Raw genomic sequence first — 9,605 nt, 5'->3', positions numbered from 1 at the left:
GGTAGCCGGCCAGGCGGGTAATTTTGAGCTGAATGTGATGCTGCCAGTCATTGCGTATAATATTTTACAAAGCATAGAATTACTTGCCAATAGCGCGCAAGCACTGGGCGATAAAGCGATTGCTAGTTTTAAAGTAAATCAGCCAAATATAGATAAAGCGCTCGCTAAAAATCCAATTTTGGTAACGGCGCTTAATCCGGTGATCGGTTATGAAAAAGCAGCAAAAATAGCGAAGCAGGCTTATAAAGAAGCCCGCCCTATTATTGATGTAGCCGAACAAGAAACTGATCTACCTCGCGAAGAACTCGAAAAATTACTCAACCCTACCAAACTAACGCAGGGTGGACTTTAACAGAACAATTTTTTAGTGCCTTTAATTACTTGATAATATAGTTTTTATTGCCGTAAAAAATGCACCGTGTATGATAGTGATGAATATTTCATCACTATCAAGGTTTTTTATGCGTACCCCATTGTTAGCCATACTTTTACCACTGTGTTTAACTGCATGTTTGGATAAAGAACCCGCTAAAACACAGCAAGTAACAATCACCTCAGAAGCTGAAGCACCAAAGCAAGAGCTACAAAAGCTAGAAGAAAACACTCAATTACAAGAAAATAAAAAAAATAGTGTGGTTGCTGAAAAAATACCAAAAGCTGATTTAAAAAACGTTTCAATAGACGATATAAAAACAGCTAAAACCGAATTAAATACACTAATTGCAGATAAACAGTGTGATACAAGTACTCAATGTAGAGTAAATGCAGTAGGTAGTCGCGCATGTGGTGGGCCAAGCAGCTTTGTTGTGTACTCAACAAACGCAGCATCTGAGGAGCAAGTAGCAGCCCTTAGCGACAAAATTACTAAGCTTGAAAGTAGTTATAATTCACAAAAAGGGATGATGAGTATTTGTCAGCATTTAACAACGCCAAGCACGCAGTGTGTTGAAAATAAATGTGTTAAACTTGAAGGCTCAGCGGTAAGTGCATTTTAAGGATAACGTTATGAGTTGTTTACCATCAACAGTTAAACTGTCAATTATAAGCATTGCTAGCAGCATTTTATTACTAAGTGGGTGTGCTAGCACTGTGACGTCAAATGAGCAAAGTAAAAACTTGTCTGACTTGAACTATGATCTGAATAACATGGTGAGTAATAATAGCTGCACCGCTAGCTTTCAGTGCAAAGTCCTTGAAGTCGGCGCACGTGCTTGTGGCGGACCGAGTAAATATGCTGTTTATTCAACGCTAAACACCTCTCAAGAAGAAGCGGAACAGCTTGCTCAACAAATAACAAAACAAGAAAGCATACAAAATAAAGCACAAGGCTTAACTGATTGTTCTCCTGTACTTGAAGTGCAATCGCTGTGTATTAATCAGCAGTGCCAGTCGTTTGATATAAAATAAAAATGGCCACCTTAACTTCAGCGTTAACTTAAATATGGAATTAACGCTGAAATTACTACCACCAATACCACGCAAATACCCGCTTTAATAATGTATTTCATGGGCATTGTTTTGAGCACCCAATATGCATAAATAAAGCGAACAAAATAACTCGCCGCAGTACCAAACAACGCAAAAATAATTAAGTAAGCAATTAAAATAATATTCATAAAAACCTAATTAAATTATTTCACTTTTTATTTTTAGTGTGAGCTATTAATAAATCAGCTACTTGTTGCTTTACGGCTCGCTTGTCATCACTTTGTACATCAAAGCGACTGGCTAGTTGCGCTATTTCATCATCATTTAAATTAAACGATAAACGTTGACGCGTTTTTTTAGACTTTACGTCTAAGCCAAGTATTTTTCGGATCATATCTGATGGAGTTAACTCTTGATCGATCGCTTGTTTTTTTATCAGCTTTTGAACTTCGCTGCTCAGATCAAATGCCATTTGCGTGGCACGTACAGCTTGTTCCTGACGTAACCACTTATCTTTAGCATCACTCACTTAGCATCTCCGGGAAACAAGTCTACAATGTCTGACATTGGACGCGTTAGCGTTAGCGATACTTCGGTTTCACCACCATCCCAAATTTCGATATTTAAACCAAAACCTTCGTTATCTGACGCTAAGCAAATCATTTCACATGGCTCACCACCTTCTTGCTCATAACGAGGCAAAATTTGGTTGCGGTAGTCTTTATTATGGAAATAACACACATAAGGCGACTCGCTTTGTTGATAGCTTTTAGCTAAAAACTGCATGAAGCGCTCTGGTGTATTTTGCACTGTAATGTGGGTTAACGACTCTTCATCAAAAATACGCGCAAACTCATCAAGGCTAAATATTTCTTCAACTTCGTTTCGCTGAATTTTAATAGAAAAGTTAGCCCACTCTTCGCCGTCATCTTGCTCAATTTGTAAAAATACAACTTGGCCGCTATTTGTCTCAAGTACAAATTCAGTATCGCTACTGTGCTGATATTGGTAAGTCTGAATATCAGTAACACGTAACGTTTCACCTTTTAACCATGCAGGATAGGCAAATGAGTCAATAACGCTAAACATGTCGCCTTTTTTAAGTTCGCTCGGATGATTAAGCTGACGTTCTGGCTCTTTTTTAGATTTGAAAAAATTAAACATAGGAAGGCTGCCTTCTAAGCAAAAAAGGTAACTGAGAAAAACTCGGTTACCTTTTTAAAGTATAAACGTAATGGTTAGCTATTTTGCTTCGCTTTGATACGAGCTAAAATATCAGCGCTTTTTGGACTTGTGTCGCCAATGCCTGCTTCAGCCATTTTTGCTTTTAAGTCATCGCCATTTACGTCTGACTCAAGTTGCTTTGCAGCACCAAGCTGGTCACTTCGATCTTGTTGACGCTGTTTAATGCGTTCAAGCGATTGACGAGCCGATGTCATAGACGAGCTGTTTGTATTAAGTGTGCTGTTAACAGCCATTGTTGCTTGCTGTACGCTTTCAGTGGTTTTAACCATTGTAAGCTGACGCTGATTCTCTTTGATCGATTTTTCAGCATCTTTAACTTGCTGCTTAAGCGCAACAATGTGATTGCTAAAACCGGATAATACTTGCTCGTTTTCAGCTTTTTCCGCCTCAAAGTCACCAATTTTTTCTGCAATTTCTAATGCTAATGCTTCGTTGCCCTTTTCAAGGGCTTGGCCTGCATACGCTTCATGTTCAGCGATTGATGCATCTACAGCGCTAATTTTACGCTTAGTTTGCATTTCTTTAGCCATTACTTCAGTAAGGCTTTTTTTAGCACGGTGAAGTGCATTTTGCGCATCTGCAATTTCTTGCTCAAAAATACGGATGCCATTTTTGTCTACAATTGCTTCGCCTGCTTCACGAGCGCCGCCACGTACTGCTGTAAATAATTTTTTTAAAATACTCATAATCTTAACTCCACTAACTAGCTATTAATCGTTTAAATACAAGGTCACGGCTTCTAGTGCATCGATAGCGTTATCGGCTAATGTTACTAGTTCGTGGGTAACGTCATCTAATGATGAATTTACCGACAGTGCACCAAAAATCGCGTATTTGTTATCGATTTTAGCAAATGCACTCAGTGGAATTGGCACGTTTAAACGTAGTAATGTTTCGTTTAACTCGTTGCGTAATTCACTCTTAACTTCATCTTCGTCAAACAAGTAGCTAATACATAAAAGCTGCTCTTGTGTTTGTGTAACAAAAATTGGAAGTTCATCATTTCCATCAACAATGACTTGTAAAACATCTTGCTCGCCAGGGTTGGCGATCAAGAAAGACTCAAAGTTAGCGCCTTCAGTTTCAAAAGAAGCTAATTTTATTGAAAGTTCATTTAATTCCATGTCTCTGCCTTTTGTCGTTTGACATATTATGTCTGAGTTAAGATTCTCATGGCCGACATATTATGTCAACCATGTTTTATTAGTTTTTATATAATTCGCTTTCTATTTGCCATGCAGTTCGGTAGTAATCATACAACTGACCAGACCCTAACCTATTGACCTCAATACTTTTAACCTTCTCAAAGTAGTGGTTAGGAAATACAAAACTTGCCAATAAATATTCTTTACTAATCCACCTTGATGGCACAGGCATAGCCGTCGCATCATTAATTCGACCACTGGCCGACTGCCCCATTTTAGTGGCTATAGTCCAGCCCCACTGCCCAAACGAAGGTATGTTTTGCTGATATTGCTCAACATACCCAAACCCTGCAGCTTTAACCGTTTTGCCTATACTTAAAAACGCTTTTTTAGCGTGATAAGGTGAGGTTGATTGAACCGCCATTGCGCCATCGGGTGCTAATAGCTGCCGCACATGATTATAAAAGTAGTCACTGTACATTTTATTTAGATCAGGATGGTTAGGGTCAGGTAAATCAATTAAAATAGTGTCGAACTGCTTAGATTGGTCAAGTAGCCTTTCTACTTCTAAAAATGCATCACCCACAATTATATTGGCTCGCGAGTCATGCATCGATTTATTGTTTAACTGTAGTAATCGCTTATTGATGTGCTCTGGCGGCGCAAAGTGACCATCTTTATGACCGAATAAATTGAGTAGTTGCGCGTCTAAATCTATTAGCGTTACTTCACTCACAGGCCATTTTAAAACATCTCTAAGTGCAAGCCCGTCACCACCACCAATTATTAATACACGGTCGTGTCTGTTAGAGGCAAGCATTGCAGGGTAAACCAGCATTGAATGATATATTTGCTCATCAATACTTGAGAACTGTAAACGCCCATTTAAATATAAATCGGTAATTGGCTGAGGTTGGTTTTTGCTTAAGCGCTCAGTTAATACTACGTGTTGGTATTTAGTGGCTTGTGAGTAAATTACTTTATCTTTGTATAAAACATTACTTAGATTGTTCATCCAACTACTACCAAATACTAAAATAAAGCCAAATAATGCCAACAGCACTATATGGCAAACTAAAAGTGCCTTAGCAAAGCGCACATGGGTATGATAGCGCCATAAAAATGCGAGCCCTGCGATAATATTAAATAACGCCGTCCACGCTGCAGCTTGCATTATAGGCATTGAGAGCATGATCGTTACCCAAATGGCTGCACCAATACCAGCACCAATATAATCGGCACCATAAATAGTCCCTGCGTTGTTTTCTAAAAAACGACCATAAACATGCTGACGAATACGCGCTATAAGCGGTATTTCCATACCAATAAATAAGCCCAGTATTAAACCAAAAACATAAGGTAGAAAACGTGACCACTCTTGTAGCTTTTGAAATACGTAACCATTAAGTACAACATCAGGGGGTAAATTAAAAATGCTCGAAAATAAATGGGGAAGAGAATAACTAACTGCTATTACACCCGCTATCGCTAAAATGCAGCCCATGCCAATTAAAGCAATAATGCTTTCTAGCCAAGCAAAAGCGGTAAATGCATCTTTAAACCAACGTGCTAAAAAAGCGCCTAAGCCCATTGCTACAATCATAGTACCGATCATGGCGTAAATAGCGCTCTCTACTGAGCCAAGTACACGGCCAGCATAATGAGACAGTAAGTATTCATAAATAAGGCCGCACCCAGCAAGCACGGCCATAACAGTAATAAGTAATATATCGTGCCCAAGTAAGCGAGACTTACTTGGGCTAGTTGTGGTTGATGACACTGATTATGCGCCTAGTAATGTTGCCATAGTGATACCTACAGCAAATGATACTGCTGCAGAAATAGTAGCTACACCTACATTTTTTTGACGATTAACTTCATCGGAAATATCGCAACCAGATAAAATTATTTTAATTGTCACTAAGTGCAAAATAATAAATGCAACAAGGCTCACAACAGCGCTAATAGCCCAGTATAGTAGACTCGCATTAATATTATCAGCAGCGTAAGGTGCAACACCCGTTGCTGCTGTAATAGCTAATGCACTACCGACTAAAAATCCAGCGTAACGAATACCCACAGCTAAGTTACCATCAACAATTGCTTGTTGTAGGCAGTCGCCACTTTTATTTGTACGCTTAAATAACTGCACTCGGTACTGGCTAACAAGTAGTAATACAACGCTACCTATAATAAAGGCAGCAATTACAATTGGAAGACCATGCCAGCCATCAGTAGCCACCCATAATAGAGCTGAGCGAATAACGATAGCAACACTGACAACATGGCCAAAATCAATTATTGAAGCTGTAACGTTACCTTTAACGATTTCGTCGTGCAGACTTACCTTACGAAGTGCTACTTTATCTTGAAAAAAGTGACCCAACTTAATAAGTACAATTGCTAATGCGCCATAAGCTAACATTTGCAGTGCTTCTTGTTGCAGTGTTGCAGCAAAAGCTCCGCTACTTACACCCGTTAATACAATCGCCAGCGCCACCAAGCCAGCGGCAAAGCTAATACCAAAGGCAAAGTTATCACGCTCTGTTATTTCATCATTTGCATGTAAGTTTGAAACCCAGCCTTTTATATATTTAAGGCTTACAAATAATAAAACAATAATTGCAAAATCAATCGCCAGCGCTTGCAGCGACCACATAGTTATTCCATTAAATTCATACATATTATTCTAACTCCAACTTTATTCTTTTACTTACCACGGCTCACGCCACGAGAGGTTCTGCTACCACTATCACGCACCGATCCAGAGCTATTGCTATAACTGCTCGAACGAGAATAACTACTGCGGCTTTTTGGTGGCGTATAACTGCTGCGGCTTAAACCTGATGCACCTGTTTTCTTACTCGCATACGGGCTTGTAAACTGTTTACCTTGGCGTTGGTATGTTTGACGCGTACGTGTTTCTAAAGCGCTTTGGGTTTTAATTTGTTTAGGGCTTGAATAACGTGAACGGCCATAGTCATTGTAGTAACTATACTTTCGGCGTTTACTCCAGCTTCCGTATTCAACACGGTCAAATACATCACCTAAAATACGGTACATTCCGTACCATTGCCAAAAGCTAATACCGTTACTATTTGATTGCCAGTTACCATAGTTAGGATTACCTACCATTTGGTTTCCAACACCCTCACCTTCAGCTTGCTTACTAATTGCGCCTACACGTGCTAAAGCACCTTTCGACATATCAGCTAGCATATTAATAGGATCCGTTAACGCATCAGAAAATAACGTAGGCTTTGCCGCTTCACGCAACAAATCAATGCTATGTAACGTATCTACGTAAGGAGGAATTAAGTAAGTTCCTTTAATATCTTTAAGTCGCTGTGTTAATCCACTATAAAGTGCGCCTTGGCGCGTTGCATCAAGGGTAATTACATCAACAACTTTTGTAAGCTCTGGTTGTTGTTTTTTAAGAAGCTCGCCATATTCTTTAAGTAATACAGCATTGCGTACGCTTCCATTATCGAGTGCAGTACCAAGCTGAGACAGCTCCGTATCTACCTTTTTAATAGACTCTTGAATTGTTTGTTGTAGCTGCTCTTCTTTAGATTGACAACCCATAAGCACTGCGAACAAACAAAACAGACTCATAAGTTTCCAAGCTTTAATATTCGACATTCATGTCACCTGATTTACTAAATTAACTTAGCTAGTTTTACACAGGTCACTTATTAAACCAAGAATGAAATTGCAACAAAATGAGAAGAAACGAGAAGCGCTGAGATCTGAGTATAATTTAGTGAAAATATGAAGCTATATCGTGAGGTTAGAATTGAAGTTTAAGTGTTATAAGTGCGCACTTATGGTGATTCTAGCGTCGGGAGTCGCTGCGCTCGCCCTACGTGATGGGTGTTGATGTGAGTGTTATACCAATCTGCTTATATATGGGGTCTATTTAACGTTAAGAAAATTACGCTAGAACTAGGCAAAAATTTTTATATCTAGTTGTTCTAAATAAAAAACTTTTAAGGACGTTATAGTGCAATTTAATTCGTTAAATTAATCAAAGATTTATGCAGGTTGGTATTAATTGCGCGCATTTTATTTTTCTGCAGACGTAAAAAAGCCCGACTCTTTCGAATCGGGCTTTCTACAATTTGAAGCCTGGTAATGTCCTACTTTCACATAGCAAATGCTACACTATCATCGGCGCTGTTTCGTTTCACTACTGAGTTCGGCATGGAATCAGGTGGGTCCAAAACGCTATTGTCACCAAGCAAATTTGGTTGTCAGTTCGTATCGCTACGCACTAACTGAATTTGGAAAATATCTGATAATATTTTTTAAGTCTTTCTTTAAGTAATATCTACTTTAGTCATATTAACTTCTGTCTAAACTGTCGCATAAAACGCGTTTGGCGTTGTATGGTTAAGCCTCACGGGTAATTAGTACAAGTTAGCTTAATGGCTCACACCACTTCCACATCTTGCCTATCAACGTTGTAGTCTTCAACGGCCCTTCAGAGACTTTAAAAGTCTAGTGAGAACTCATCTCGAGGCCTGCTTCGCGCTTAGATGCTTTCAGCGCTTATCAGTTCCGAACGTAGCTACCGGGCAATGCCATTGGCATGACAACCCGAACACCAGCGGTTCGTTCACTCCGGTCCTCTCGTACTAGGAGCAACCCCTCTCAATTCTCAAACGCCCACGGCAGATAGGGACCGAACTGTCTCACGACGTTCTAAACCCAGCTCGCGTACCACTTTAAATGGCGAACAGCCATACCCTTGGGACCGACTTCAGCCCCAGGATGTGATGAGCCGACATCGAGGTGCCAAACACCGCCGTCGATATGAACTCTTGGGCGGTATCAGCCTGTTATCCCCGGAGTACCTTTTATCCGTTGAGCGATGGCCCTTCCATTCAGAACCACCGGATCACTATGACCTACTTTCGTACCTGCTCGACGTGTCTGTCTCGCAGTTAAGCTGGCTTCTACCATTACACTAACCGTACGATGTCCGACCGTACTTAGCCAACCTTCGTGCTCCTCCGTTACTCTTTAGGAGGAGACCGCCCCAGTCAAACTACCCACCAGGCACTGTCCGTAACCCCGATTCAGGGGCCAACGTTAGAACATCAAAACTACAAGGGTGGTATTTCAAGGTTGACTCCACAACAACTAGCGTCGCTGCTTCAAAGTCTCCCACCTATCCTACACATGTAGGTTCAATGTTCAGTGCCAAGCTGTAGTAAAGGTTCACGGGGTCTTTCCGTCTAGCCGCGGGTACACAGCATCTTCACTGCGATTTCAATTTCACTGAGTCTCGGGTGGAGACAGCGTGGCCATGGTTACACCATTCGTGCAGGTCGGAACTTACCCGACAAGGAATTTCGCTACCTTAGGACCGTTATAGTTACGGCCGCCGTTTACCGGGGCTTCGATCAAGAGCTTCTCCCTAAGGATAACCCCATCAATTAACCTTCCGGCACCGGGCAGGTGTCACACCGTATACGTCATCTTGCGATTTTGCACAGTGCTGTGTTTTTAATAAACAGTCCCAGCCACCTGGTCACTGCGGCTCCCGTCCGCTTAGAGAGCAAGTCTCATCACAGATAGGAGCGTACCTTCTCCCGAAGTTACGGTACGATTTTGCCTAGTTCCTTCACCCGAGTTCTCTCAAGCGCCTTAGTATTCTCTACCTGACCACCTGTGTCGGTTTGGGGTACGATTCCATATAATCTGAAGCTTAGAGGCTTTTCCTGGAAGTATGGCATCAACAACTTCATCACCGTAGTGACTCGTCTCGTGTCTCAGTCTTAA

General features: G+C 40.7%; 10 protein-coding genes, 2 rRNA genes and 1 pseudogene. 3 read left to right on the top strand and 10 right to left on the bottom strand.

Annotated features, from left to right (window positions below; genetic code table 11):
• The 3 genes and pseudogenes from aspA to L656_RS0114025 form a co-directional block, all read left to right on the top strand.
• Nucleotides 1-352, top strand: a pseudogene (gene aspA / locus L656_RS0114035) (aspartate ammonia-lyase); the annotation flags it as partial.
• A gap of 109 nt (nucleotides 353-461) precedes the next feature.
• Complete coding sequence (locus tag L656_RS0114030) at nucleotides 462-995, top strand: hypothetical protein (protein WP_024599673.1); 534 nt, start codon at nucleotides 462-464, stop codon at nucleotides 993-995.
• A 10-nt stretch (nucleotides 996-1,005) separates the two neighbouring features.
• Nucleotides 1,006-1,407 (top strand): hypothetical protein, encoded by a 402-nt coding sequence (locus tag L656_RS0114025; protein ID WP_024599672.1) that lies wholly within the window; start codon nucleotides 1,006-1,008, stop codon nucleotides 1,405-1,407.
• A 23-nt stretch (nucleotides 1,408-1,430) separates the two neighbouring features.
• On the opposite strand, the gene L656_RS0114020 is transcribed toward L656_RS0114025, so the two are convergent.
• The 10 genes from L656_RS0114020 to L656_RS0113975 form a co-directional block, all read right to left on the bottom strand.
• Entirely contained in the window at nucleotides 1,431-1,616 is a 186-nt protein-coding gene (locus tag L656_RS0114020; protein WP_007579770.1) for a hypothetical protein, read from the bottom strand.
• A 20-nt stretch (nucleotides 1,617-1,636) separates the two neighbouring features.
• Entirely contained in the window at nucleotides 1,637-1,957 is a 321-nt protein-coding gene (locus L656_RS0114015; protein ID WP_024599671.1) for a hypothetical protein, read from the bottom strand.
• On the bottom strand, nucleotides 1,954-2,592 hold the full coding sequence (locus L656_RS0114010; protein ID WP_024599670.1) for a DUF4178 domain-containing protein: 639 nt from the start codon (nucleotides 2,590-2,592) through the stop codon (nucleotides 1,954-1,956). The genes L656_RS0114015 and L656_RS0114010 overlap by 4 nt, the downstream gene beginning before the upstream one ends.
• 74 nt (nucleotides 2,593-2,666) lie before the next feature.
• Nucleotides 2,667-3,359, bottom strand: coding sequence for a PspA/IM30 family protein (locus L656_RS0114005; protein ID WP_004335088.1), 693 nt, complete (start codon nucleotides 3,357-3,359; stop codon nucleotides 2,667-2,669).
• A 24-nt stretch (nucleotides 3,360-3,383) separates the two neighbouring features.
• Nucleotides 3,384-3,797 carry a YjfI family protein gene (locus L656_RS0114000; RefSeq protein ID WP_004335098.1) on the bottom strand — a complete coding sequence of 138 codons (414 nt, stop codon included), beginning with the start codon at nucleotides 3,795-3,797 and terminating at the stop codon, nucleotides 3,384-3,386.
• A gap of 79 nt (nucleotides 3,798-3,876) precedes the next feature.
• Nucleotides 3,877-5,598, bottom strand: a complete 1,722-nt coding sequence (locus L656_RS0113995) for a polyamine aminopropyltransferase (RefSeq protein WP_024599669.1) — start codon at nucleotides 5,596-5,598, stop codon at nucleotides 3,877-3,879.
• A 3-nt stretch (nucleotides 5,599-5,601) separates the two neighbouring features.
• Nucleotides 5,602-6,501 (bottom strand): DUF350 domain-containing protein, encoded by a 900-nt coding sequence (locus L656_RS0113990; RefSeq protein ID WP_024589503.1) that lies wholly within the window; start codon nucleotides 6,499-6,501, stop codon nucleotides 5,602-5,604.
• Nucleotides 6,502-6,527: 26 nt separating this feature from the next.
• Nucleotides 6,528-7,460, bottom strand: coding sequence for a hypothetical protein (locus tag L656_RS0113985; RefSeq protein ID WP_024599668.1), 933 nt, complete (start codon nucleotides 7,458-7,460; stop codon nucleotides 6,528-6,530).
• Nucleotides 7,461-7,944: 484 nt separating this feature from the next.
• Nucleotides 7,945-8,059 (bottom strand): 5S ribosomal RNA (rrf, locus tag L656_RS0113980).
• 147 nt (nucleotides 8,060-8,206) lie between these two features.
• Nucleotides 8,207-9,605: ribosomal RNA gene (locus L656_RS0113975) — 23S ribosomal RNA — on the bottom strand; the annotation flags it as partial.

It is taken from the genome of Pseudoalteromonas sp. TAE56, from assembly GCF_000497955.1.
Classification (GTDB): Bacteria; Pseudomonadota; Gammaproteobacteria; order Enterobacterales; family Alteromonadaceae; genus Pseudoalteromonas.
Note: the sequence above shows the minus strand (reverse complement) of the source record. Positions and strands in the feature narration are given on the sequence as shown.